We start from the raw sequence: 25,383 nt of genomic DNA, 5'->3' as shown, positions 1-25,383 counted from the left end.
CACCTCCTCGAGTTTTATATGGATCAATTATCCAATTTCTTTTAAAAAAACAGGCACATACGGATGGAGGAACTTGAACCGTTATTGTTATTGTAAACAATTTACGAAAAAAAAGAAACGCCTGCATTTCTTTCTAAACTTTCGTCTAAGTTGTTTTGCTCCTACATACGATAATGAAAAGGAGGCTTGCCTTAAAAAGGAAATCGAGCTGCACATGTCGGGAGGCGTATGATTTGGGGAAAGCTAATCAAATTTATGTATTAGACACAAATGTCCTGCTTCAAGATCCATATGCGATCTACCAATTTCAGCCGCATGAAGTGGTCATTCCCGCTGTCGTATTGGAAGAAGTGGATTCTAAAAAGCGAAACATGGATGAAATCGGGCGCAATGCGCGTTTGATCGCAAAAATGGTCGACCAATTGCGTGATGGCGGCAAACTCCATCAAGGGGTCGTCCTTGACCGGGGCGGGGTGTTCCGCGTGGAGCTAAATCATCGCTCTTTCAAGCATTTAAAAGATAGCTTTGCTGAAATGACAAATGACAATCGCATCATTGCGGTTGCCTTAAATTTGCAGAAGGAAGAGAATGAAAAAGCAAACGGATGTGAAGTCGTCCTTGTCAGCAAAGACGCGCTAGTTCGTGTTAAGGCAGATGCGTTTGATTTAAGAACAGAAGATTTCCTAAATGACCGTGTGATTGAAACAGATAAAGGCTATGATGGTTTTGAAACTTGTTATGTCGACCAGGAAGTCATCGACCAATTTTATAAAAGCGGTCAAGTGTCGGTGACAATGTTGCCAGACCGCTCCTTTTTCCCAAACCAATTTGTCGTTTTAAAAGACCACGTCCAACCTTCTAGTTCAGCGCTTGGAAAAGTCGATTTGCTTGGCCATTCGATTAAACCGCTTGTAGGCGAGCATGAGCAAGTATGGGGAATTCGCCCACGTAATGCCCAGCAAAAGATGGCACTGGAGCTTCTGTTGCGGACAGACTTGCCACTTGTGACGATGATTGGGAAAGCTGGGACAGGCAAGACGTTATTGGCGCTTGCTGCGGGGCTTTTGCAGACGGAAGACCTCCACCTTTATAAAAAGCTTGTTGTCGCCCGCCCTGTTGTTCCACTCGGCAAAGACATCGGCTATTTGCCAGGCGAGAAAGAGGAAAAACTAAAACCTTGGATGCAGCCTATTTACGATAATCTTGAATTTTTATTTGACACAAAAAAGCCAGGCGAGCTGGATCGGATTCTAGCGGGAATGAGTTCGATTCAAGTAGAGGCGCTTACTTACATTCGGGGCAGGAGCATTCCCGACCAGTTCATCATTATTGATGAAGCGCAAAACTTAACGAAACACGAAGTGAAGACGATATTAACGCGAGTGGGGGAACGCAGTAAAATTGTGTTGATGGGGGACCCTGCACAAATTGACCACCCGTATTTGGATGAATATACAAATGGGCTAACGTATGCAGTGGAAACGTTTAAAAAAGAAGCGCTGAGCGGACATGTTCGATTGATCAAAGGAGAACGCTCAGCGCTAGCGCAACTTGCCGCAGATTTGCTTTAGATGAACACGATTTCGTGCACGCGGCGAACGGGTTCTTTGCTGCTGTCATCGGCAAGATAGACATGGACAGGGCCATCCTCTTTTAAAGGCTGGCCTTTTTCGGAAAAAGCAGCAATGAACGAATCGCCCTGCTCAATGCTGAAAGGAAACGTTTTGCCATCCGTCGTGCGTATTTCGATTGCTGTTGCACTTTCTTCTGGAGCAGCGTTGCGGATGAAGGGCTTTAGTGGCATGCCAAAAGAACCATTTGTCCATTTTTGCCGTTCAAAAGCAATTTGATTCGAATCACGGTTCGGGTTCGGTGGCTCAGAGCCTTCAAGCATTTCCTTATCCCATTTTTTTGCTACTGCTTTCGTGTAGCTTACTAAATCATTGTCATCAGGCAAGCCTTCTTCACTTTGAAAAAACGCTTCCAAATCAATTTTTCGCTCATCAAATATCCATACAGTCGGGTCAATCGTTAGTGGTCTAGCGACTTTTCCTGAAATAAAAAACACAAACTCTTCCATTGAAGCACCCTCCATTTTTACACCGTACCAAAAGTATAGCGGGGAATAGCGCAATTGTCACGGCTTCTGCCTGTTCGAAACTGGGGAAAAAGATTGCAATTTCGGGGAAACAAAGATACTATGTAAGTAGAACGAACATTTAGCCAAGGAGGGGACACCTTGACGACGAATGCTGTGACTAGCCAGAGCGAGAAAGCGTACGCGCTCTTGCAGGCAGATGCTGAAAAAATTCAGAAACTCATTGAAGTGCAGCTGGAAAATTTGACGATGCCGCAATGCCCCCTCTACGAAGAGGTTTTAGATACGCGGATGTTTGGCTTGTCAAGGGAAATTGACTTTGCCATCCGTCTTGAATTAGTAGAGGAAGAAAAAGGGAAAATGATTTTAAGCGAATTGGAACGCAAACTTGCGCTGCTGCATGAAGCTTCTATGAGAAAATAAAAACCGGGCAACTTGCCCGGTTTTTCTGCAATCCAAGCATCGATGATGGACGAGTTAGGAGCGAAATAAAAATTTTAGATTGACAGAAAGGCAAGTAATATAGCGGATCTAGCTTTTTTTTTTAGCCTGAAACGAAAAAATTTTTAACTTTATAGTTGCCAAATCGACAAAAATCGTTCAAAGTATAAAAAAAGAAAAAAGCTTGTTTGAAACGAGTTGGGGAGGTAGTCGTTATGAACGCATTAAAATCGATTAAAAAAGTGCTCGTTGCAAATCGTGGGGAGATCGCTATTCGGATTTTTCGAGCATGTTCAGAGTTGAACATCCGCACTGTCGCTATCTATTCAAAAGAGGACACAGGTGCTTTTCACCGCTATAAAGCGGATGAAGCGTATCTCGTTGGCGAAGGAAAAAAGCCGATTGATGCTTATCTGGACATTGAAGACATCATTGCGACAGCAAAAGCACATGATGTTGATGCGATTCACCCAGGCTATGGGTTTTTGTCAGAGAATATCGAATTCGCCAGACGTTGTCAGGAAGAAGGGCTGATTTTTGTCGGGCCTGAGCTTGAGCACCTTCGGATGTTTGGTGACAAAATACAGGCACGGGAACAAGCATTAAAAGCAGGGTTGCCTGTCATTCCAGGAAGCGATGGCCCAGTTGCTAGCTTAGAGGAAGTCCAAGCATTTGCGGACGAACACGGCTATCCGTTCATCATCAAAGCTTCCTTAGGCGGAGGCGGTCGCGGTATGCGTATTGTCCGCGAAGAAAAGGATGTAAAAGAATCGTATGAACGGGCGAAGTCTGAAGCGAAATCAGCGTTCGGCAACGATGAAGTGTATGTAGAAAAATTTGTCGAACGCCCTAAACATATCGAAGTGCAAATTTTAGCTGATAAGCACGGAAATATTGTCCACTTGTATGAACGGGACTGTTCGGTGCAACGGCGCCATCAGAAAGTAGTCGAAATTGCGCCAAGCGTATCCCTGTCCGATGAAGTGCGAACCAATATTTGCGATGCAGCCGTCAACTTGATGAAAAATGTCGGCTACGTAAACGCCGGTACGGTTGAGTTTCTCGTCACCGATGACGGAACATTCTATTTTATTGAAGTCAATCCTCGTGTCCAAGTGGAACACACGATTACGGAAATGATTACTGGCATCGACATCGTGCAGTCGCAGTTGAAAATTGCCGACGGTTACAAACTCCATGAAAAAGAACTCGACATTCCTAAACAAGAAGATATCGCTTGTTTTGGCTACGCGATCCAGTCACGGGTAACGACGGAAGACCCTGCAAATGGGTTTATGCCGGATACGGGAAGAATCAATGCCTATCGTTCAAGTGGCGGCTTTGGTGTTCGCCTTGATGCTGGAAACGGGTTCCAAGGCGCTGTTATTAGCCCCCACTACGATTCGTTGCTCGTAAAAGTATCAACGTGGGCGTTAACGTTTGAGGCTGCAGCCTTGAAGATGGTACGCAATCTACGGGAATTTCGGATTCGCGGCATTAAGACAAATATTGCATTTTTGGAAAATGTCGTCACGCACCCGCAGTTTTTAAATGGCGAATACAATACTCATTTTATAGACGAAACACCTGAGCTATTTGTCTTTCCTAAACGAAAAGACCGGGGGACAAAAATGTTGTCCTTTATCGGAGAGACGGTTGTGAATGGCTACCCAGGTTTGGAAAAAGGGGAAAAGCCGCTGTTTGACAAACCGGTTGTCCCTGCATTTAATAAAAACGAGCCGATACCAGCGGGCACAAAGCAACTTTTAGATGAGCGTGGGCCAGAAGGATTAGCGAAATGGGTCAAGCAAGAACAAAAAGTGTTGTTGACCGATACGACATTCCGCGATGCCCACCAGTCACTGCTGGCGACACGTGTGCGCACGTATGATTTAAAGAAAATTGCTGAACCTACAGCGCGCTTGCTTCCTGATTTGTTTTCTCTTGAGATGTGGGGCGGAGCGACTTTTGATGTCGCGATGCGTTTTCTGCATGAAAATCCGTGGGAACGGCTTCTTACATTGCGTGAAAAAGTGCCTAATGTGCTGTTCCAAATGCTTTTACGCGCTTCCAATGGCGTCGGTTATACAAGCTATCCTGACAACGTCATTGCTGATTTTGTCCAGAAGTCGGCTGAAGCAGGCATCGACGTTTTCCGGATCTTTGACAGCTTGAACTGGGTGGAAGCAATGAAGCCAGCCATTGAAGCTGTGGGGGCGAGCGGAAAAGTGGCAGAAGCGGCTGTATGCTACACGGGCGATATTTTGGACAAAAATCGCGATAAATATGATTTAAATTACTACAAAAAAATGGCCAAAGAATTAGAAGCGTCAGGCGCCCATATTCTTGCCATTAAAGATATGGCTGGATTGTTAAAACCGGAGGCGGCCTACCAACTTGTCTCTGAGTTAAAAGAAGCAGTCGACATTCCGATTCATTTGCATATGCACGACACGAGCGGCAACGGTATTTTCACGTATGCCCGTGCCGTCGATGCAGGCGTTGATATTGTCGATGTCGCCGTCAGCTCAATGGCAGGCTTGACTTCGCAACCAAGCGCAAACAGCTTGTATTATGCATTAGCTGAAAAAAGCCGCCAACCAAAAATGGATGTTGGCAATTATGAAAAGCTCGATCAATTTTGGCATGACACACGCAAATTTTACCGTGGGTTTGAAAGCGGCATGAATGCTCCGCATACAGAAGTGTACGAGCATGAAATGCCAGGGGGTCAATATAGCAACCTTCAGCAGCAAGCAAAAGCAGTTGGACTGTACAACCGTTGGAATGAAGTGAAACGAATGTACCGTCGCGTTAACGACTTGTTTGGCGATATTGTAAAAGTAACGCCATCCTCCAAAGTAGTTGGCGATATGGCCCTTTATATGGTACAAAATGATTTAACGGAAGAAGCGATTTTTGAGCGTGGCGAAAGCCTTGATTTTCCTGATTCCGTAGTAGAGTTTTTCCAAGGGCACTTAGGCCAGCCGTACAAAGGCTTTCCTGAAAAGCTGCAGCGCATTATTTTAAAAGGCAAGCAGCCGATTGAGGGGCGCCCTGGCGAACATATGAAGCCAGTGGACTTTAAAGCAGTTGGCAAAAGCTTATTTGAAGAGCTTGGCCGTCAAGTCACGAGCCATGACGTGCTTTCCTATGCCTTATATCCAAAAGTGTTTATGGAGTATGAGCAATTTTGCCAACGATTTGGCGATGTGTCCGTCCTGGATACGCCGACATTCTTTTACGGCCTCCATTTAGGCGAGGAAATTGAAGTTGAAATCGAACGTGGGAAAACGTTAATTGTCAAGCTTGTATCTGTGTCAGACCCACAACCAGACGGGACACGGATCGTCTATTTTGAACTGAATGGGCAACCTCGTGAAGTTCATATTCAAGATTTGGATGTGAAGACAACAACCGTGACACGTCCGAAAGCAGAGAAAAACAACCCGAGCCATATTGGCGCTTCAATGCCAGGAACGGTCATTAAGGCCCTTGTAGCTGAAGGCGACAAAGTGGAAAAAGGCGACCATTTGATGATTACAGAAGCGATGAAAATGGAGACAACTGTCCAAGCAGCAATTAGCGGTACGGTTAAAAAAGTGTATGCACGAGATGGAGAGTCGATTTCAACAGGCGACTTGCTCATTGAACTTTCCGAGTAGCTTGTATGAAACGTAGACGATGATCAAACAGACAGCGCTTGGCCGTCAAGGCGCGAAACCGAGTGAAGCTGCGAATGAGCAAAATGAACGAGGGAGCAACGTAGAATGGGAAACCGAGCGTTTGTCTACAATCTGAAAACCGGCTGGGCACTAGCCCAGCCGGTTTTTGCGTTTTTTATTTAGCTTTGTGCCGCGTGACAAGCATGACCATGTAACAGAGCAGTGTAAATAAGAGCGAAATGAGCAACGCATGGAAAATACCGAGTGTTAGCGTTGCATTGTATGTCAGGACAACGGCAACACCTGAAGCGGCTTGACCAATAACGAGCAGCATTGCTAGGCTTGCGCAAACGACGAGCACGCGGGAAGCGCGGAACGTTTTTACCGTCCAAATAAATAAAACGAGCAAGAGCAGTGAAAGCAAGATCGCAGCGCTTCGGTGTAAGAGCTGGACGCCGATCGCTTCAGTAAACACATCAGGAACCCATTGCCCATTGCAAAGGGGGAAGCCTGAGCAAGCAAGCGTTGCGTTCGTATGTTTCACATAAGCGCCTGTGTAGATCGCTACATAGGAATAAATCGCTACAAAAATAACATAGCCTTTGTATGCCTTTGAGACAATTGGTGCATACTGCTTTTGGGGATTGCTATCTTCAAAAGCGAGCCTCGTTAATAGCACAACCGATGCAAATGACAAAGCGGAGAAGCCGAAGTGAAGCGCCATGATTAAATCAGACTGGCCAAACACAACCGCGCCTGCTCCTAGCAAACCTTGAAAAATGATCATAAAGACGGAAATAACCGCGAGAAAGCGAGTCTCTGGCATATGCTTTAGGCGACGCCAAGACCAAATCGCCATTAAGATCACAAGCATGCCGACGATGCCGGCGACAAGGCGGTGTGAGAACTCAATGACCGTCTCAGGAGGCGGGTCCAGAGGGATGACTTGGCCAAAACATAAGGGCCATGTTTGCCCACAACCTTCACCAGAACCTGTATTCGTGACGAGGGCGCCTTGGATGAGCACCAACAGCACGCCGAGCGAGGTGATAACGCCTAATCTTTTTAATCCTTTATGCAATCGTTTCACCTTTCCTTCTATAATCTTATCGAAAAATATGGTAAAGTTAGAGTGGGTCTTGAAAATGCTTCTTCCATCTTAAAAAAGGTACTAAGTAAAGTCAATTTTTCAGCTGCGAACATTCTTTGACGGTTTCAATTGTGACATTTACGTGAACAAAAGGAATATGATGAAACCGTCCCCATTTTGCGTTATAATCAAAAAGACAGTTTTTACAAGGCTGCCTGACAACTAGGCACCAATCGTTAGCACAGTTTGCAATCCTAAGTGTTTTCTGTTTAATCGGAGTGCTGAAAAATGAATACGGTTGCGTAAAGTGCTTGTAAAAACGAGTTTTCGTTCGCTGTTGGCAAAAAAAGAGATCAGACAATGTGAAAAAGAAAGTGAGGGGCTTTGATGAGAAAACAGATATGGCGGCTTGTACCGGTAGCATTAATGCTGTTTTTGCTTTCAGGCTGTCTAGGGGAAGAAAACCTGACTGCGCTTGACCCTAAAGGGCCTGCAGCACAATGGATTTATGACAACATGCTATTGTCGATAGCGGTTATGACGTTCGTCTCCATTGTTGTATTTGTGATTTTTTTCCTCGTCATTTTTAAATTCCGTCGCAAAGATGGCGATGAAGAACTGCCGAAGCAAGTGCACGGGAATACGGCGATGGAAATTACATGGACCGTCATTCCGATCATTTTGCTAATTATTTTATTCATCCCTACCGTTACAGGAACGTTTGATTTCCATGTGAACGCGGATCCAAGCGAACATGAGGACGCAGTGTACATAAAAGTAAATGGTCATCAATACTGGTGGCAATTTGATTATGAAGAAGGCTTTACAGCTGGACAAGAGGTGTATATCCCTGCAGGGGAAGATGTCGTATTTGAACTGAATGCCGAAGATGTAATCCACTCTTTCTGGGTGCCGGCTCTTGGCGGGAAAATCGACAATATTCCAGGGGTAACCAATGCGTTAACGCTTAATGCCGACGAACCAGGCGTCTATAAAGGCAAATGTGCTGAACTTTGTGGACCGTCCCATGCACTCATGGATTTTAAAGTAATTGCTTTGGAACGCGATGAGTATGACGCTTGGGTGGAAGACATGCTTGCCGTTGAACAAGAAGCTACGGCGGCCAATGCCGAAGCAGGCTATGAAGCTTTCCAAGAAAATGCCTGCATTTCTTGTCATGCCATTGGCGGACAAGGCATGGCGACAGGACCAGCGCTGACCAACTTTGGTGATCGCCAAACGCTTGCTGGCGTCTATGACATCGACGACGACGAGCTGTTGAAAAAATGGATTCGAGACCCACAATCTTTGAAGCAAGGCAACAACATGCCAGCTCATCCCGACATTAGCGATGAAGATCTCGATGCGATTGTCGAGTATTTGCGTTCGTTACAAGTGCGGGGAGCCGATCAAGAGTATTAATATAGAAAGAACGGGTAAAGGAGGGTCTTAGATTGGCTAGTTATAAAAAAGAAAAAAGCGTTATTTGGGATTGGCTGACGACAGTCGACCATAAGAAACTCGGCATTATGTATTTAATTGCCGGAACGCTTTTCTTTGTTAAAGCAGGGTTGATGGCTGTGTTTATGCGGATACAGCTCATGTTTCCTGATAATACGTTTTTAAGCGGCCAGACATTTAATGAATTTATTACAATGCATGGCACCATCATGCTGTTTTTGGCAGCGACGCCTTTGTTGTTTGGTTTTATGAACTACTTCATTCCTTTGCAAATTGGCGCCCGCGACGTCGCGTTTCCGTTTGTAAACGCGCTCGGATTTTGGATTTTTATGTCGGGCGGGCTGCTTTTATCACTTAGTTGGTTCTTTGGCGGCGGCCCTGATGCAGGCTGGACAGCTTACGTGCCGTTGTCACTAAATGAAAACCAGCTTGGGCTTGACTTTTACGTACTCGGTTTACAAGTCTCGGGGATTGGGACATTAATATCTGCGATTAACTTCCTCGTGACGATCATTAACATGCGTGCACCAGGTATGACAATGATGCGTTTGCCGTTGTTCGTTTGGACATCATTCGTCACGTCCACGTTGATTTTGTTTGCTTTTACACCTCTAGCGGCCGGGCTTGCTTTGCTTATGCTTGAACGCATATTCGATGCCCAGTTTTTCAACCCGACAGCAGGGGGAAATGTCGTCATTTGGCAACATATTTTCTGGATCTTCGGGCACCCAGAAGTGTACATTCTCGTTTTGCCGGCGTTCGGAATCATTTCTGAAGTCATTCCGGCCTTTTCACGCAAACGGCTTTTCGGTTACACGGCGATGGTATTCGCGACAATGATCATTGCCTTCCTCGGGTTCATGGTGTGGGCTCACCATATGTTTACAGTCGGCATCGGTCCAGTGGCTAATTCAATCTTTGCGATTGCTACAATGACCATTGCTGTTCCGACAGGTATTAAAATCTTTAACTGGCTCTTTACGATGTGGGGCGGCAAAATCACATTTAATACGTCGATGCTATTTGCTTCTTCATTCGTGCCGACGTTCGTGCTTGGCGGCGTTACAGGGGTCATGCTCGCAATGGCGCCGGTAGACTATTTGTACCATGATACGTACTTTGTCGTTGCACACTTTCATTACATCATTGTCGGCGGGATTGTGTTTGCGCTATTTGCCGGATTGTTTTATTGGTATCCGAAAATGTTTAACCATAAGCTGAATGAGAAGATGGGAAAATGGTTTTTTGTTCTGTTTACAATCGGATTCCATTTGACTTTCTTTATCCAGCATTTCCTTGGACTGATGGGAATGCCGCGCCGCGTTTATACATACCTTGGCGGCCAAGGCTTGGATGATTTCAACTTAATTAGTACAGTAGGCACGTTCTTTATGTCGGCTGCTGTCATTTTGCTTGTCATTAATATTATTTATTCAGCGTTTAAAGGGGAGCGTGTCATTGGCATAAACGATCCGTGGGATGCACGGACGCTTGAATGGGCAACGCCAACGCCTGTGCCTGAATACAACTTTGCGCAAACGCCGCAAATTCGTTCTCTCGATCCGCTTTTCTATGAAAAAGTGCATGGTGACGGAACAATGAAACCGGCAGAACCTGTTGGCGACATTCACATGCCAAACGGTTCAATTTTGCCGCTTATTATTTCAATTGGCCTTTTCTTTGGCGGTTTTGGCCTGATTATGTTGGAAATGGATAACCCAATTGTCAGCCCATGGATCGTTGTTGCCGTAGGTGCGATCCTCACGTTCGGATCAATGGCGCTCCGGTCGATCAAAGACGACCATGGCTACCATATTCCAAAAAGCGTCGTTCAGGCCGATTTGAAAAAATGGGGAGGTGGCAAATAATATGGCTGGATCTGTAGATGCTACAAAAGGACTGCCCTCCCATCCAGAGCGGGCAACACTGGAAGGCAAAAACAAGTTTTTAGGCTTCTGGTTTTTCCTTGGCGGAGAGACCATCATGTTTGCAACCTTTTTCGGCACCTATTTAGGGCTTCGCAATGGTGTCGGCAACGGTCCCGCTTCGACCGATTTGTTCACACTGCCGCTCGTGTTCCTCATGACGATGCTGTTATTGACAAGTTCAATGACAAGTGTGTTTGCCATGTTTGCGATGAAGAAAAACAAATTCAAGCAAATGATGACGTGGATGATTATTACAGTCGTGCTAGGATTGGCGTTTTTAGGGTTGGAAATTTACGAGTTCCAACACTATGTCCATGACTATGAATTCGGCTTTACGACTAGCGCGTTTTCATCGGCATTCTATACGCTAGTTGGTTTGCACGGCGCCCACGTGTTGTTCGGACTCGGGTGGATCACGCTTTTGATTATCCGCAACTTCCGTGCTGGCATCACATTGACCAATGCACCGAAGTTTTACGTGGCTAGCTTGTATTGGCACTTCATTGACGTCGTTTGGGTATTTATTTTTACGGTTGTTTATTTAATGGGAGTAGGAGGGTATTAAGATGGCGGATGACCATTTGAGTAAGCCGTTTGATAAGAGCGCAATGACGGAAGCAGAAAAACGGGAAATGAAAACGGAAATCCGCAATCAAATCGTCGTGTTTGTCCTCATGTTGTTTTTAACCGTGCTGGCATTCGCGGCGGTTGGTGCCGATATTATTCCAACGAATTTCGCTGTACCGTTTATCCTTATTCTTGCTGTTGTTCAGCTACTGCTTCAACTGTTGTTCTTTATGCATATGAAGGATAAAGACCATACTTGGGCAACGGTGTTTATCATTACGGGCATCTTTGTCACAGTACCAACGATTGTGTCGCTTATGCTGCTAATCGGTATTGTGAAATATTAGTAGGAAAAGCCTTGGCTCCTTAGTCAAGGCTTTTTCTATATTTCATCAAATTGCAACATCAACAAGCGCTGAAATGCCCGTATGTATTGTAGTATACTTAGTAGGCAGTAATTGGAGGAGTGATGGACATGGAAAATGGCTCAAATCAATACAAACAAAAACGGAATTATCGACCAGCGATTATTACCATCTCGGCCATCTTGATTGGCGCAATCATGATTCTATCGGGAATGCCAGGTGTAGAAGACTTTGATTTGTTTGACGTCACCATTTTGCCGATGTTGAATGCGATATTTAATTCTTTTACCTTTCTATTCTTGCTTTGTGCATTGATTGCCATTCTGAAGCGGAAGGTAAACGTACACCGACGTTTTATTTATGCTGCCTTTTTGACGACAACGTTATTCTTGGTGACGTATGTGGCCCATCACGTCTTAGCTGAGTCGACAGCTTATGGCGGCAGCGGCTTTATGGCCGTGTTTTATTATTTCATTTTGATTACACATATTGTGCTTGCCGCAGCCATTGTCCCGTTGGCACTAACAAGTGTTGCAAGAGCTTGGAACATGGAAAATGAGCGCCATAAGCGGATTGCCCGCTGGACGATGCCGCTATGGTTGTATGTCAGTTTTACGGGTGTGCTCGTTTACATCTTGATTTCACCTTATTATTAATGGTTTCCTTAACGGCTTCCTTTCAGGTATACTAGAGGTGCGGCATCAGCGAACAGAAGGGACGAGAAGGAATGGCAGTGACATCTATGTGGAAAAGGCAAGTTGCCGTCGCACTATTGGCAGCGGCTTTACTCGGCGGGTGCAGTGATCCGAAGCCGGGAGCACTCCATGCCGTTCCAGACGAGACTGCTGAGCGTGTTTCAGCGTTTGTAACAAGCTACAAACAAGATATGGTAGCGGCGGTTAATGATCACGAATTGGCTCAATTGGAAGCGGACTATTTGCTTCCGAATACATCCTTTTTCCATGCGTTACAACGCTACGGAGAAGAGCTCCAAAAAAATGGCTCAACGAAAGAGCTTGTTTCATTTGAAGTAGAAAACGTATATGAAGACGACAAGGAAGGCGACTATTTTGCAGATGTCATTGAGCAAGTCCATATTATGACAGACGACCAAGTCGATGACATTACTAGAAACGTCCGTTATTGGGTTGTGGAGGGAGCTGACCAGTCATTGCGGCTGTATACGATTATCGACAGGACGAATGAAAGCGATTGATTTATCGGTCTCTAAAGTTATTTTGGCAAAAAAATAAGGCGAGATCCTACTCCTGTAGCATCTCGTCCTTTTTTGTAAAGATGAAGCGGCTCGCTCCTTACCACTCAGCTTTAATCGTCTTTGCGAGAAGAGCCAACTTGTTATTGCATTTGTCAATAACTGCTTGTGGGAAAGTTTCCCCTTCGTATTCGACGCCGTGAGGGTAGTAATACTTACCAAGAATCGGCGTCATAATTTGCACAATCGTGGAAGGTCGTGGAATTTCTCCTTTCACAGCATAGGCAGGGACACGCAAATAAAACGTGCCTTCATGGTGGACGATTTTGTAGTCGAACATAACCCGTTCGTAGTCCCACTGGTCGACATGGATAAAGCCGAGCGATTTGGCTGCGTGATTCACGATTGAAAATGCTACTTCTTTTTCTTCAAGTCCTGTATCCGGAAATTTCACAGGTTTTCCCCCTTCATTCGACAGCTGTTTCTCATTCCTAATGATAGTATGAAACGCTTTCTTATGCAACGGGAAACGCAATTTTCCTAGACTGGATGTAAGACAGAAAAAGACACCATTCCTCAAGACTAGAGAAAGGAAAATCGGCAGTTGGTGCCAATTTTATAGCTAAAGGTACGGAAGGGATGTGAGAAGATGCTTAAACGCTCTGCACTTCTAATGGTTCTACTCGCGATATTGGCAGTGCTTGTTTATGAACAACAAAACCAGATGGCGCCTGCGCCGGATGCTTCAATCGGTCAAATGGCAGCTGAAAAAAGAAAATCTGGCAATGGCGGCAAAGACAGTGCCCAAACAAGCCGCTTTGCCACTGAAGAAAAGAAAGATGACGTTGATGAGGGAACGGATGAGGATACAGGCGAATCAGACGCCAAAACGGAGCAAGCTTCCGCTTCGCTCGTTAATGTCTCTGCTTTAATGGGAAAGCAGGAGAAAGATGTGATTGCCACATACGGTGATCCAGTGCGAAAAGACCCTTCTGCCTTTGGTTATGTGTCATGGGTCTATACAAATGTGGATGATGGGTATTTAGTCGTCTGCGTTGAACATGGCGAAGTGGTGTCTATAGTTGCTAGTGGCTCCGCTGCCGCGGGATTTTTAGGAAATGAGCGCGCCAGTTTTTCTGAATTAGAGAAAGCCTACTCTTTTGAAGAAAACGTACCCGTCGAAACAGATGATGGCCAGTTCACGTTCCGTTTAACAGGGGAAGATTACAAGATGCGACCGCTCGCACCAGTTGATGATTACTGGCTGCAAGTTTATATGGATATCCATACCGACGAAGTGTCAAGCATCCGTTTAATGACGGACGAGGTGCTCCTCAAACAAAAACCGTACTCATTAAGCTATACAGGTACGCTTCCAGAGAGGCCAGAATTGTCGGAAGAACAAATGAAGCAAGTGGAAGCTGCCAATGAACAACAAATCTTTGAACGGACTAACCACATACGCGCTTACCATGGCTTGCCTCCATTTGAGTGGTCCGAAGAGGTAGCGGATGTCGCTTATTTGCACAGCAAAGACATGCACGATGAACAATATTTTGACCATGTCTCGCCAGTTAAAGGAAACTTGGCCGACCGTTTTAACACGGGCGAGGTGCCATTTGCGATGGCAGGAGAGAACATTGCTTTGAAATACGTCGATGGCATTGCAGCAACAGAAGGTTGGTTAAACAGTGAAGGGCATCGCGTCAATTTGCTTCACGAGGAGTTTACGTTTTTAGGCGTTGGCGTGTACGAAGATTACTATACGCAAAATTTTCTGAAGCCCCAATCGTAGCGATAGCAACAAGCCAGTAGGTGCACAAACGCGCCTACTGGCTTTTTATGCCGACTAGCGGCGAGGAATGACAAAAAACGTAGCAGTCGCTTTGGCAAGCAAACGTTCTTGGTCATCAAACGCTTCCCCTTCTAAAACAATGAGCTGTTTGCCTTTATGGACAATTTTGGCTATGCATCGCATGAAAGAGCCTTTTCCAGGGCGAAGGTAATGGATATTGAGCTGGGAAGTAACCGCCGTTAAATGGGGCGGGAGGCTGTTCATAGCAGCGCCGCCTAGAGTAGAATCAAGGAGGGTAGCAGTCATGCCGCCGTGGACGATTTGAAGGGGATTATGGACAAGGGGGCCTAGCGGCATCCGCATTTCAAATGTTTCATTGTCGTGTTGGCTTATTTCTGCTTTCGTAATCCCGGATAAATAGGTAAGTTGTTCATTTTGTTGTTTGGCGAGCAGCCCGTCTGTGATTTGCTCAAGGACAGCCAGCTCTTCTTCTGTTGCATGTTCGATATAGTGGTTCAATTTTTCTTTAACATCCATGTCATTCACCTTTTTTCACATATCTAGTTGGTCTACATACTCTAGTAGTGTACCAAACATTAAAGTGCTTGCGCAAAAAAAGATGAACGTTGGACTCGGTGGGCGGATATACTACTATACATAATCCATTTAAGAGAGGATGGTACAGATGGAAGACAAGGCGAATCTGCATCCTTCAGTTGAGGAATTTAAAGCGTTTGTACGGGAACATCCGAGGCTCATAAAAGAAATAAAAGAAGGGAACAAAACACTCCAGCATACCTATGAGGAATGGACGGTCCTTGGCAGTTCACATGAACACTGGGCTCCTTATAAAAATAAAGATACGACTGCTTCGTCCGCTGCCAATGAAAAAGAAGAAACTGCCGACGAGTCTTCTAGCACGGGTACAGAATTTATCAATCAATTGATGGGCATGGTTAAAAAAATGAATATCCAAGATTTGCAATCACACTTAAACCACTTTAGTACAATGCTTACCAATGTCCAAGGCTTGATACAAACGTTCCAAAAGCCGTCAGAACCAGTGCGGCAAAGGGAAAGCGAATCGCCTTTTTCTTTTAGAAGAGATTAAGGGGGGCAGCAAATGAGAGAAGAAGTACAGCGAAAAATTTTTGAACAGCCAGAATTAAAGGCATTTATCCGCTATCATCCTGAATGGTACCGCCGACTTGGGCGACAGCCTGACCAGCTTGCGGCAATGGAAAGAGAAGCAAATTATTTTTATGGAAAAACATGGCCGCAACGGGTTGAAAAAATGCAAAACAATGTCAGCATGGTCATGATGTTGATGGAAATGTTGAAAATGGGGCAAAACACAGTAGCGGAGACAGTCCAATCCGTAACGAACAATTAAATGTCCGTTGCGGATTTTTTGATGGCCTCGTAAATGAATGATTCTGGGTGCAAACCTTGCTCATGGAAGCCTTGGTTGCCGAAGAGCACATTGAATTCAAGGATATAGAAACGATTTTTAGCAACGAGGACATCAAAGCCAGCGTGGTTGATGTTTAATGCTCTGGCCACTTGTTCAACGAGAGCGACCGCTTCTTTTGGGATGGCTTTAAAGGAAATCGCGCCTCCTTGAGCGATATTGTTGCGAAACCCTGACTCATTTATGCGCCAATAGCTGTTGACAACGCGATCTCCAATCACACATAAGCGCAAATCACGGTCGCTTTCAATGTATTCTTGAATGTAAAGGACTTCATGGCTGTCAGCGTAAGCGTGGAGTTGTTGTTCATTTTCAATAAAGAACACGCCTTGTCCCATCGATGAACGCACCGTTTTGGCGATAAAAGGAAAAGAAAAAGATTCAATGATTTTTTGAACCATGGCGTTACTCGAGCCAACAATCATCGTGTTCGGGACATTGTCTGGACAAACAGCCCATAACGCACGTGTCATTTCGATTTTGCTATAGCCAAGCTGAATGCTTTCAATGCTTGGGAAAATCGGTTTTTTAAAGCCATAGACGAGGCTCGTCACTTGCCAATTTTCAGGGAAAAGGCATAGATCGGCGTTAGTAATCTTTTGGCGTTCCTGAAACATCGCTTCAGGCTTTATGTAATCAATGCCTGGTATGCCGATTGTCCGGAATGGGTTAAATGTAACAAGGTTCAAAGTATTTCCTCCTCAAGGAAAAATAGGTGTTGGCAACAAAGGAGAGAAGCAATTAACGGAATGAATTATAGAGAGGTTTTAGGTGGCTTGTCAACGTATAAATGATTAGCCTAAAAAGAAATAATCGTGCTACAATGGAAGAGGAGGTGTGCCATGATTGCTACAATTGATGCGATGGACATGCTTCAAGCGTCAGATGAGCTGGCAGCAATGGTGCTGCAATCAAGCGTGTTTGCTAACTATCGCTTATCCCGTGCCCGTTTTGAAGAAAACCGTGCTGCGCAAGCAAAGGTAGAACGCTTTAAAAAAGTGAAGCAAGCCCATGAGGAAGTGCAGCGGTTTGGCAAATATCATCCCGATTATAAGTCGGTATCCGCGGAAATTCGGATCGCAAAGCGCGAGTTGGATAAAGATGAGGTCATTTCCGCTTTTAAGCAAGCAGAAACAGAACTGGAGTCGCTCTTGAATGAACTCAGCACCATCATCGCCCATAGCGTTTCTTCTTCTATAAAAGTACCTACAGGTAACCCGTTTTTTGACTCAATGCCTTGTAGCGGCGGCTGTGGCTCAGGAGGGAGCTGCAGCTGCGGCTAGGCAGTTTTAGGCCTTGAAACGTGGATAAAATCAATGTAGGATGAGAAAAATGATAGCAACGCAAATTGATTTGATCAAAAGGGGAATGGAAGATGATTAGCCCAAATCGGCAAGGGATTGTTGTCTGGCTTACGTCGCTTAAATATGCACGCCAGCTAAGACGGTTTGGACATGTCCAGTACGTCTCAAAGAAAATGAAATACGTCGTTTTTTATTGCGACCAGTCAAAAGTGCCTGAATTGGTTGACAAGCTTTCCAGCTTTCATTTTGTTACGGACGTTAAACCATCCATGCGCCCGTTTATCAATACGGAGTATGAAGGGGCGAAACCAGATAAAGCGAAAGAATACGATTACAAATTAGGCATATAGCCTGGAAGGTGGTTGATCCTTCCAGGTTTTTTTATGTCGATTCCTTAACTTAACGGTGGTAATATTCGCTGGAAGCGGAGTAAGCCAACAAGGTATTGGTCGTATAATTCGATATCGTAAAAGGCCCTTTTTGGCTTCACTTCCAGTTTGAAAACGGTAAAGCCAAGTTCGGAAGCGAGTGCATAGAAGGCAGCTAGTCGTTTATTTTGGCGATTGTTTGCCTGAAACCCTTCCCTACATATGTAAATCGGCATAAATTGGCTGTCTCCGGCTGGCTTAAAGCATACGGCCAAGGAGGAACGCCCTTCTTCTGTTTGCAATTCTAAAAAAGCATGGGCGCGCTTGGCATTGCTTTTTGCCAGTTCTAGCAGTTCAAAGAAATCAGTATAGCCATTTCCTAGTTCGATAAATCGTTGAATCATCGTGCATTTCCTCCAACTACGTTTGAGTGCAGAATAGCATGGGAGCGAGCCTTTGTCGAGCAAAAAATAGGCGCCCTTCATGAAGAAGAGCGCCTTGCCATGATTTTCACATGGCTATGGGAGAGGAGAAACCGGAGGAAGAGCTTATGGGGAAACGTAAGCCTTCTCCGCGGTTGTCGCAACACGTACTGTGCTGCTAACATCCAGTATGGTCATGGAATCGGCGCTTTATACACATCTTTTAACAGCTTTTTGAAACAAGTCGTTTTGCTCTAGTGGGGAGGGGACGAATGATCCGGCTATTCGAGCCTGGAAGTCTTATTGCTCTCGTTTGTAGCAATTTGCTATCATCAATGTTAACTAGAGATAATGTTGCTGTATGAATAAAAGAAGAAGATGGAAATCATTTAGTACTGAGCTAGCTCTTCATCTGTAGATTGTTCGTTTGGCCCTAAAGCGATTGTCTGCGTGTCCAATCGATCAATACAGCTTGGACTGTATGCGTGTTGCAAGTAGGAGCGGTTCATATATGGTACGATAGAAGAAAAACAGATGATTAGGTGATGGAAATGAGGGTTATTGCGGGTGAAGCACGGGGCTTACAGTTAAAAGCTGTTCCTGGAAAAACAACACGGCCGACGACAGATAAAGTAAAAGAAGCGATGTTCAATATCATTGGCCCTTATTTTGATGGAGGGAAGGCGTTAGACCTTTATGCAGGTAGCGGCGCTTTAGGGATCGAGGCGCTGAGCAGGGGGATGGAATCATGCATTTTTGTTGACCAGAACAAGCAAGCAATTGCAACAATCCACGCTAATTTAAGCCATACCGGCTATACAGATAAAGCAGAAGTATACCGCAACGATAGCTTGCGCGCTTTAAAAGCAGTCGGTAAACGAGATGTCGCCTTTGAGCTGATTTTGTTAGATCCTCCGTATGCCAAGCAACAAATTGCGACGATTTTTGGCTTGATTGACGACTACCATTTGCTTGCACCAGCAGGCGTAACAGTTTGTGAAACAGCGCTACATATACAGTTGCCAGACACAGCAGGGCCTTTAATTAAAGAGCGGGAAGAATGCTATGGCGATACAAAACTAACGGTTTACAAGAAGGGTTGATGAGATGAAAAGAGCAATTTGTTCAGGGAGCTTTGATCCTGTCACGAATGGCCATATTGACTTATTTGAGCGGGCTGGCGCCCTGTTTGACGAGATCATTATTGCGATTTTAATCAACAACAAAAAAAAGCCGCTTTTTCCATTGGCAGAACGGGAGCGGCTGTTACGGGAATCGATTGCCCATATAAAAAACGCAACCATTGATTCATTTGATGGCCTGCTTGTCGATTATGCGAGAGAAAAGGAGGCAACGGCGATTGTACGAGGCCTTCGCTCAAATGCTGATTTTGAATATGAAAAAAATATTGCCACCATGAACAAAGAACTGGCGCCACAGTTAGACACCCTTTTTTTAATGACAGATCCGAATTATTCTTATGTCAGTTCCAGCATTGTTAAAGAGGTGGCGAGCTACTCCCAAGATGTGTCAAAGCTCGTGCCACAGCCTGTTGCTCATGCTCTTAAGGAAGTATACCGGCGCTAGTCGGTTTCCCGTAACAAAACGCGGGCGTTGGCGAAAATAAAATACAACAACGCACATAGGGTGATCATGCCGCCGTAAGCAGCGAGCCATTCCCAAATACGTTCGCCAAACAAAGCAGGGGCGTTGGCGCCAAAGCTTCCTGTTTCGTGGGCATTCGGTTTATAGAGTGGTTGGAAAAGAAGTGCAGCTAGCAAAGCAGCAAACACACCGTGCAAAAAACGGGCGAAAAAAAATGGGCGGAAGCGAAGGTCTGACTCAGTCAAGATGCTGGCCACTTGGGCCTGCACTGAAAAGCCGCCGAACCCAAGGATGAAAGAAACAACAATGAGCTGAAACCATATAGATACGCCGTCTGTGCTGCTTATTTGTTCAGCGCCAATTGTGATTTCAAACAGACCAGCTAAAAAAGGCTTAGCTAGTTCAGGCGGAAGCCCAACAAGGGAAAAGAGCTGTTGGACTGCGAATGCTACAAGGCTAAGAACGCCTAGTAGTGACAGCATCTGGTTTAATACGGAAAACAAGATAATAAAACCGCCAATCAACAGCAGCGTTTGGATCGATGAGCGAACCGCATCGCCGAGCAACTTACCGAGCGTGCGCCCGTCTTTTAAGCGTTCTTCATGCAAAAGCAAGAAAGCGTCTGTTAGCTGTAGCCCCTTTTTGCTGCGGCTTCTCTCGTCCGTTTCAGAAACTCCATAAAAACGCATGGAAAGCCCGACTAACACGTTGCCGCCATAGTGGGCAATTGCTAAAACCATTCCTAATGCAGCGTCGTGGAAAAAACCGACTGCAATCGCCCCAAAGATAAACAAAGGATTGGACGAATTGGTAAAAGCGGCAAGGCGTTCGCCTTCTATTCGCGTGACTTTTTTCTGTTGGCGCATGCGGACAGCTAGTTTAGCTCCTGCAGGGTTGCCGCTGGCTAGCCCCATTGCCCAAACAAAGCCGCCAATGCCAGGTACAGAGAAGAGCGGGCGCATAAGCGGTTCCAATAGTACGCCTATAAACGAAACGACTCCAAAGCCGATCAGCAATTCGGAAACGATAAAGAAAGGCAAAAGCGACGGAAAGACGACATGCCACCACATCTCAAGACCGCGAGTAGACGCGTCCAGTGCCTCTTTAGGGAACAGCATGAGCGCACATGCAAGCACAATTGCGGCGCCCGCAAGGAAACCAGTTTTAACGAGCGATGCAAAGTGGGCTTCTTTCATGAATGGGCGTCCTCCTTTTTCATAGCCGATGCCTGTCCTCTTAAATATACGCATAACGGTTTGGTTTAGACCATAAGATTGAAACACGTTAAGCGAACGAGTACAATAAGGAGGAAATGCCTATGGGCGCCAAAAAGCCAACGATTGGACTGGCCCTTGGGTCTGGCGGGGCTAGAGGCTTTGCCCACATTGGTGTGTTAAAGACGCTTACAGAAGCGGGGGTTCACATTGATTATTTAGCTGGTAGCAGTATGGGTGCATTGGTGGCGACTATGTATGGCGTAGGCCATTCGGTTGAAACGATGGAAATCTTTGCGAAACATTTCAAACGAAAATATTACTTGGATTTTACGGTCTCAAAACAAGGGTTGATAGCTGGACAAAAGATTGAAAGCCTTATTCGTCTACTAGCTAAAAGAAAAAAGCTGGAGTCGCTTTTTCCGCCAGTTCAAGTGGTAGCAACTGATCTTTTAAGCGGCCAAAAAGTGGTGATGACAAAGGGAGACGTCGCCAAGGCCGTTCGAGCAAGCTTGTCGATTCCAGGCATTTTTGTCCCTGTCCAACGGGACGGGCAGCTTTTAGTAGATGGCGGGGTGGTAGAACGGGTGCCTGTATCTGTTGTCCGGCAAATGGGGGCGGATATTGTCATTGCTGTTGATGTTTCCTTTTTTCGCACAACCCTTACATCGCCCTCAATCTACGAAATTCTTATGCAAACAATGGATGTAATGGGAAGGGAGTTAGCCCGGAAACAGGAACATGCTGGTGACATTTTGCTGCGGCCGATTTTGAAACACTCGTCTCCGTTAGATTTTTCAGAGACAGACCAGCTCATTAAACAAGGGGCAGATGCATGCAGACAACAACTCCCGGGGATTTTGAAGTTGATTGACCAATGGAGGTAGGAGATGGAAGGGACGCGACGTACGTTTGCTTGGAAGCGTTGGGTGCTATTATTTATTATTATCGTTGTTCTTGGACGGCTGGAGCTTCCTTATTATTATAGTCAACCTGGGATTGCCCAAACGTTGGAGGGGATGATTGAGGTAGAGGAAGGCTATAAAGACGACACGGGTGCCTTTATGCTGACAACGATCAGAAGTGCAAGGGCGACACCGTTGCTAGCAATTTGGTCGCTGTTTAGCCAATTCCGCTCACTTTCTCCGGCTCCTAAGAACATTTCAGATGAAGAATATGATGAGCGGCAAATTATGCTGATGAACAATTCGCAAGAGAGCGCGAAAATAGCGGCATATCGAGCTGCTGGCAAAGGCGAAGTGGAAATTGACTACAACGGCGTTTTCGTCACAGGCGTGGTTCCTGGTATGTCGGCTGACGGTGTGCTGGAAGCAGGCGATTTGATTACTGCTGTAAATGGCGAAACGATCGAAACAGTCGAAGAGCTATTTGACCACATATCCAATTACAAGGAAGGGGAAACGGTAGAACTAACGTATGAGCGGGGTACGGCTATCCGCACAGATACGTTTACCTTTTCGACTTTTCCTGTAGATCAAAGCGTTGAAGACGGGCAAGTAGGCATTGGCATTGTCGGGCCAGTAACGAAACGGTCAGCAAGGTTTGATCCGGATGTCGAGATTTCAGCGGGATCCATTGGCGGGCCATCCGCGGGATTGATGTTTGCCCTTGAAATTTATAGTCAGCTTCTTGAAATTGATTTAACAAAAGGGTACCAAATTGCAGGAACAGGAACGATTGACGATGATGGGAATGTTGGGCCAATTGGCGGAGCCAAGCAAAAAGTGGTTGCCGCTGATCGGGAAGGCGCTGATTATTTCCTTGCTCCTAATGAAAATGGGGCGCACAATTCCAATTATAAAGAGGCGAAAGCAGCCGCCGAAGCGATTGGCAGCAAGATGGAAATCATTCCAATCGATACATTGGAAGAAGCATTAAGCTTCCTTAAAGGGCTTCCCCCAAAAGAAAGCGCAGCATCTTAGCTGCGCTTTTCCCAATTAATCGGTTTTTGCTGGAATTCTCGGGTGACCTCCTGCTTTAGCGCCTGTGGAGGCAATGGCAGCCAATAACATTGGCTAATGCGGAGCTCTTGCTCTCCTGCTTGCCCGTAGCGGCGCAGTTCCCCTTGTCTTGTAACGAGGGGCAAGGAAAAGGTTTTTTTGTTTTCTCTTATGTATGTTTTGCCTGTTTCGCTCATACCGAGAAGGCGAATGTAAGCGGGGCCGCTTTGCTGGATAGCCGCATTTTCTTCTGCGGTTGTGCCCGTTAACAAATGGGCAAACAAACGTTGGAGCCTCGTTTGTGTATAACGTTTCGATTTCGTAGCTGATAGCCAGCCTTGAAAGGAAGAGGCGCTAAATAGTGAATCTCTTAAGCGGTGCTCAAGCCCTTCGCTGCATTCAGCCGTTTTTGCTAATTCAGCAAGTGGCGTCGTCAGCACTTTGTGCTGGAGAAAGGGGAAATAATGTTCCCATGTATGCAGCAACCGGTAACGGCGCTTATACATTTGAATGAGGCGGGCTGTATGAGCAGGTACGGCTGTCTCAATGTTTTCGCCAGACAATAACGCTTTGCGGATTGCCGTTGCGCTTGCAATGGGCCCGGCAAACTCCTTGTCATGGTAACCGGCTTGAATACGCAACGTTGTCGTTGCTTCCATGCTGATTCCAAGGCGTTGGATCGCTTTCACGTAATGGTAACCAAGAATATTGTTCGGCTGATCTAACGGCAGCAATTTTTCGTGTCCAGACAGCATTGAAAAGGCCTGTGCGCTTGCTTTTGGGTATGAAACCCCATCTTTTAAAAACTGTTTCACATGGTGGTTAAACGCTACTTGGTGATCGTTCATAAACTCGGCAAGTGCATAAAAAGGAGCAATTTCCCCTTTCTCACTGCCGAAGTTTAGTACAGAACAACGGAGTGCCGCTAAGATCGTCACTGCGCCTTCGGCGAAGCGCTCTGCCGTCTGTACGGAAAAAGCATAAGGGAGTTCAACAACGAGGTCTGCTCCAGCAGCCAATGCCATTTCTGCCCGGTACCAGCGTGATAAAAGCGCTGGTTCGCCCCGTTGCAAAAATGTGCCACTCATGACAGCGACGACCACGTCTGCGCCCGTTTGCTGCTTTGCTTGTGTCAAGTGGTGCAGATGGCCATTATGAAATGGATTGTATTCTACAACTAAGCCAAGTGCCCTCACGCCAATAAGCCCTCCTCTTGATTTTGCGCATGGTCATCCCACATGCTAAAATGGGACGTACTTGGGTAAATTATAACCTATGGTAGCGTTAAGGGAAACGCCAGTAGCTGTAAAGAAAAAAGATTGACATTATGAAGCCTTGGTTTTATAATGATTCTTGTTGCCTTATGAGGTGAATTAAGTATGGAATGGAATGTTCAGCAGTTGCAACAGGCTCGCTTTGAGCCCATTCATTTCGAGCAAACGATCGAAGTGGAAGACGGTCTTACTGAACATCAAGATGTACGAGCGGCGAGCCCCATTCAAATCAATGGGACAGTGTCGGCAAAGCGCAATGTATACTCGTTTTCATTTACTTTAAAAGGTGAGCTGACGCTTCCTTGTTCACGGACATTAGCCGACGTCGTTTGGCCATATGAGCTAAAGGAAGAAGCGCATTTTGTGCCCGAAGGTGAAGTGCCTCCGCCGGAGCTTGAAGTAGAGGATACGTACACGTATACAGGTGAAAAGATTGATTTGCTGCCAGTTATGAAAGAGCGGATCTTTGTCAACATACCGATTCAAGTCTTTGCGGACAATCCTTCAGATGTGCAGGCACCCCCGTCAGGAAATGGTTGGGAGCTTGTGACGGACAAGGAGAAAAAAGAGCGGATTGACCCGCGGCTCGCTGATCTAGCAAAATTTTTTGATAAAGAGTAGTACTGTATCGTCCGAATGCTTGAAGGAGGTGTTAATAATGGCAGTACCGTTTAGAAGAACTTCTAAAACAAGGAAAAATAAACGCCGTACGCACTTTAAATTAGAAGTGCCAGGTATGGTGGAATGCCCAGAGTGCGGAGAGTACAAACTTTCTCACCGCGTCTGCAAAGCGTGTGGAACATACAAGGGTGAAAAAGTAGCATCTAAGTAAGCAGAGAGCCTCCAGGCTTTCTGCTTTTTTTTGAATAATATTCTGCAAAATAGGGTAATCTGGTTTAATAGAAAACGTCTATTTAACCAGAGGAAAGCATAGATTTTAGTAAAAGAACCGATTTTTTCGTCTATCGCCATGCTATACAACAAGCCGTTTAGCTAGGTCGTTGCCGTTTTGATTCGATCGCCTAGAGTCGGAGACAAGCAGCTTTGCTAAAAACCGTACTGATCCATCCCAAATAGAGGAAAATGCGTGGCGAGCGTCCATCGGCTTTCACTGGGGTAGTTTAAGCCCATTAGTATAGGA

At 45.6% G+C, this 25,383-nt stretch carries 28 protein-coding genes; 20 read left to right on the top strand and 8 right to left on the bottom strand.

Going from position 1 to position 25,383, the window contains the following annotated elements; genetic code table 11:
• The first annotated feature begins 233 nt into the window (after positions 1–233).
• Positions 234–1,571, top strand: a complete 1,338-nt coding sequence (locus V5G21_RS00205) for a PhoH family protein (RefSeq protein WP_035201578.1) — start codon at positions 234–236, stop codon at positions 1,569–1,571.
• Here the strand turns inward: V5G21_RS00205 and V5G21_RS00200 are convergent.
• Positions 1,568–2,080, bottom strand: coding sequence for a hypothetical protein (locus tag V5G21_RS00200; RefSeq protein ID WP_011247240.1), 513 nt, complete (start codon positions 2,078–2,080; stop codon positions 1,568–1,570). The two genes, V5G21_RS00205 and V5G21_RS00200, sit on opposite strands and share 4 nt — an antisense overlap.
• A gap of 159 nt (positions 2,081–2,239) precedes the next feature.
• Between V5G21_RS00200 and V5G21_RS00195 the strand changes: the two genes are divergently transcribed.
• Positions 2,240–2,521 (top strand): YlaN family protein, encoded by a 282-nt coding sequence (locus tag V5G21_RS00195; protein ID WP_011247239.1) that lies wholly within the window; start codon positions 2,240–2,242, stop codon positions 2,519–2,521.
• 233 nt (positions 2,522–2,754) lie between these two features.
• The gene (gene pyc, locus V5G21_RS00190; RefSeq protein WP_338465061.1) at positions 2,755–6,204 is read left to right on the top strand and encodes a pyruvate carboxylase; all 3,450 of its coding nucleotides are present in this window, start codon (positions 2,755–2,757) and stop codon (positions 6,202–6,204) included.
• Positions 6,205–6,379: 175 nt separating this feature from the next.
• Here the strand turns inward: pyc and V5G21_RS00185 are convergent, their stop codons facing one another.
• Complete coding sequence (locus V5G21_RS00185) at positions 6,380–7,285, bottom strand: COX15/CtaA family protein (RefSeq protein ID WP_011247237.1); 906 nt, start codon at positions 7,283–7,285, stop codon at positions 6,380–6,382.
• 396 nt (positions 7,286–7,681) lie between these two features.
• On the opposite strand from V5G21_RS00185, the gene coxB reads away from it, so the two are divergent.
• From coxB to V5G21_RS00155, 6 genes are all read left to right on the top strand, one after another.
• The gene (gene coxB / locus V5G21_RS00180) at positions 7,682–8,716 is read left to right on the top strand and encodes a cytochrome c oxidase subunit II (RefSeq protein ID WP_338465060.1); all 1,035 of its coding nucleotides are present in this window, start codon (positions 7,682–7,684) and stop codon (positions 8,714–8,716) included.
• A 32-nt stretch (positions 8,717–8,748) separates the two neighbouring features.
• Entirely contained in the window at positions 8,749–10,623 is a 1,875-nt protein-coding gene (gene ctaD / locus V5G21_RS00175; protein ID WP_063609872.1) for a cytochrome c oxidase subunit I, read from the top strand.
• 1 nt (position 10,624) lies between these two features.
• A complete protein-coding gene (locus V5G21_RS00170; protein ID WP_011247234.1) occupies positions 10,625–11,248 on the top strand; it encodes a cytochrome (ubi)quinol oxidase subunit III in 624 nt (207 codons plus the stop codon).
• 1 nt (position 11,249) lies between these two features.
• A complete protein-coding gene (locus tag V5G21_RS00165) occupies positions 11,250–11,597 on the top strand; it encodes a cytochrome C oxidase subunit IV family protein (protein WP_011247233.1) in 348 nt (115 codons plus the stop codon).
• Positions 11,598–11,719: 122 nt separating this feature from the next.
• Positions 11,720–12,271 (top strand): DUF420 domain-containing protein, encoded by a 552-nt coding sequence (locus V5G21_RS00160; protein ID WP_011247232.1) that lies wholly within the window; start codon positions 11,720–11,722, stop codon positions 12,269–12,271.
• Between the two features lie 71 nt (positions 12,272–12,342).
• Positions 12,343–12,831, top strand: a complete 489-nt coding sequence (locus V5G21_RS00155; RefSeq protein WP_011247231.1) for a TcaA NTF2-like domain-containing protein — start codon at positions 12,343–12,345, stop codon at positions 12,829–12,831.
• A gap of 97 nt (positions 12,832–12,928) precedes the next feature.
• Here the strand turns inward: V5G21_RS00155 and V5G21_RS00150 are convergent, their stop codons facing one another.
• Positions 12,929–13,282: a YugN family protein gene (locus V5G21_RS00150; protein WP_011247230.1), complete on the bottom strand. Its 354-nt coding sequence runs from the start codon at positions 13,280–13,282 to the stop codon at positions 12,929–12,931.
• Positions 13,283–13,477: 195 nt separating this feature from the next.
• Between V5G21_RS00150 and V5G21_RS00145 the strand changes: the two genes are divergently transcribed.
• Complete coding sequence (locus V5G21_RS00145) at positions 13,478–14,623, top strand: CAP domain-containing protein (RefSeq protein WP_011247229.1); 1,146 nt, start codon at positions 13,478–13,480, stop codon at positions 14,621–14,623.
• A 54-nt stretch (positions 14,624–14,677) separates the two neighbouring features.
• Here V5G21_RS00145 and V5G21_RS00140 read toward each other — a convergent pair whose 3' ends face one another.
• Entirely contained in the window at positions 14,678–15,160 is a 483-nt protein-coding gene (locus tag V5G21_RS00140) for a PaaI family thioesterase (protein ID WP_011247228.1), read from the bottom strand.
• A 148-nt stretch (positions 15,161–15,308) separates the two neighbouring features.
• Here V5G21_RS00140 and V5G21_RS00135 point away from each other — a divergent pair, with 148 nt between their 5' ends.
• Complete coding sequence (locus V5G21_RS00135; protein ID WP_011247227.1) at positions 15,309–15,734, top strand: YlbD family protein; 426 nt, start codon at positions 15,309–15,311, stop codon at positions 15,732–15,734.
• Positions 15,735–15,746: 12 nt separating this feature from the next.
• Positions 15,747–16,016, top strand: coding sequence for a YlbE-like family protein (locus V5G21_RS00130; protein ID WP_011247226.1), 270 nt, complete (start codon positions 15,747–15,749; stop codon positions 16,014–16,016).
• On the opposite strand, the gene V5G21_RS00125 is transcribed toward V5G21_RS00130, so the two are convergent.
• A complete protein-coding gene (locus tag V5G21_RS00125) occupies positions 16,013–16,783 on the bottom strand; it encodes an ATP-grasp domain-containing protein (protein ID WP_035201571.1) in 771 nt (256 codons plus the stop codon). The genes V5G21_RS00130 and V5G21_RS00125 overlap by 4 nt on opposite strands.
• Positions 16,784–16,936: 153 nt before the next feature.
• Here V5G21_RS00125 and V5G21_RS00120 point away from each other — a divergent pair, with 153 nt between their 5' ends.
• Positions 16,937–17,377: a YlbF family regulator gene (locus tag V5G21_RS00120; RefSeq protein ID WP_011247224.1), complete on the top strand. Its 441-nt coding sequence runs from the start codon at positions 16,937–16,939 to the stop codon at positions 17,375–17,377.
• Positions 17,378–17,469: 92 nt separating this feature from the next.
• Positions 17,470–17,748: a YlbG family protein gene (locus V5G21_RS00115; protein WP_011247223.1), complete on the top strand. Its 279-nt coding sequence runs from the start codon at positions 17,470–17,472 to the stop codon at positions 17,746–17,748.
• A 44-nt stretch (positions 17,749–17,792) separates the two neighbouring features.
• On the opposite strand, the gene V5G21_RS00110 is transcribed toward V5G21_RS00115, so the two are convergent.
• On the bottom strand, positions 17,793–18,170 hold the full coding sequence (locus V5G21_RS00110) for a DUF7147 family protein (RefSeq protein WP_011247222.1): 378 nt from the start codon (positions 18,168–18,170) through the stop codon (positions 17,793–17,795).
• A 569-nt stretch (positions 18,171–18,739) separates the two neighbouring features.
• On the opposite strand from V5G21_RS00110, the gene rsmD reads away from it, so the two are divergent.
• Together rsmD and coaD are read left to right on the top strand one after the other, a co-directional pair.
• Positions 18,740–19,291, top strand: a complete 552-nt coding sequence (gene rsmD / locus V5G21_RS00105) for a 16S rRNA (guanine(966)-N(2))-methyltransferase RsmD (RefSeq protein WP_035201569.1) — start codon at positions 18,740–18,742, stop codon at positions 19,289–19,291.
• Positions 19,292–19,295: 4 nt separating this feature from the next.
• Positions 19,296–19,775 (top strand): pantetheine-phosphate adenylyltransferase, encoded by a 480-nt coding sequence (gene coaD, locus V5G21_RS00100; RefSeq protein ID WP_011247220.1) that lies wholly within the window; start codon positions 19,296–19,298, stop codon positions 19,773–19,775.
• Here coaD and ylbJ read toward each other — a convergent pair.
• Positions 19,772–20,989: a sporulation integral membrane protein YlbJ gene (ylbJ, locus tag V5G21_RS00095; RefSeq protein WP_035201567.1), complete on the bottom strand. Its 1,218-nt coding sequence runs from the start codon at positions 20,987–20,989 to the stop codon at positions 19,772–19,774. The genes coaD and ylbJ overlap by 4 nt on opposite strands.
• A 122-nt stretch (positions 20,990–21,111) precedes the next feature.
• Between ylbJ and V5G21_RS00090 the strand changes: the two genes are divergently transcribed.
• Both V5G21_RS00090 and V5G21_RS00085 read left to right on the top strand, forming a co-directional pair.
• Entirely contained in the window at positions 21,112–21,894 is a 783-nt protein-coding gene (locus V5G21_RS00090; RefSeq protein ID WP_035201565.1) for a patatin-like phospholipase family protein, read from the top strand.
• Positions 21,895–21,897: 3 nt separating this feature from the next.
• Complete coding sequence (locus tag V5G21_RS00085; protein ID WP_011247217.1) at positions 21,898–22,950, top strand: SepM family pheromone-processing serine protease; 1,053 nt, start codon at positions 21,898–21,900, stop codon at positions 22,948–22,950.
• Here V5G21_RS00085 and V5G21_RS00080 read toward each other — a convergent pair.
• On the bottom strand, positions 22,947–24,164 hold the full coding sequence (locus V5G21_RS00080) for a nucleotidyltransferase (protein WP_095235935.1): 1,218 nt from the start codon (positions 24,162–24,164) through the stop codon (positions 22,947–22,949). The genes V5G21_RS00085 and V5G21_RS00080 overlap by 4 nt on opposite strands.
• 183 nt (positions 24,165–24,347) lie before the next feature.
• Between V5G21_RS00080 and V5G21_RS00075 the strand changes: the two genes are divergently transcribed.
• Both V5G21_RS00075 and rpmF read left to right on the top strand, forming a co-directional pair.
• On the top strand, positions 24,348–24,863 hold the full coding sequence (locus V5G21_RS00075) for a YceD family protein (RefSeq protein WP_011247215.1): 516 nt from the start codon (positions 24,348–24,350) through the stop codon (positions 24,861–24,863).
• Positions 24,864–24,900: 37 nt separating this feature from the next.
• A complete protein-coding gene (gene rpmF, locus V5G21_RS00070; RefSeq protein ID WP_011247214.1) occupies positions 24,901–25,074 on the top strand; it encodes a 50S ribosomal protein L32 in 174 nt (57 codons plus the stop codon).
• Positions 25,075–25,383 lie beyond the last annotated feature (309 nt).

This window comes from Shouchella rhizosphaerae (assembly GCF_036700015.1).
GTDB lineage: Bacteria > Bacillota > Bacilli > Bacillales > Bacillaceae_D > Shouchella > Shouchella rhizosphaerae.
This window is presented reverse-complemented; position numbering and strand designations above follow the sequence as displayed.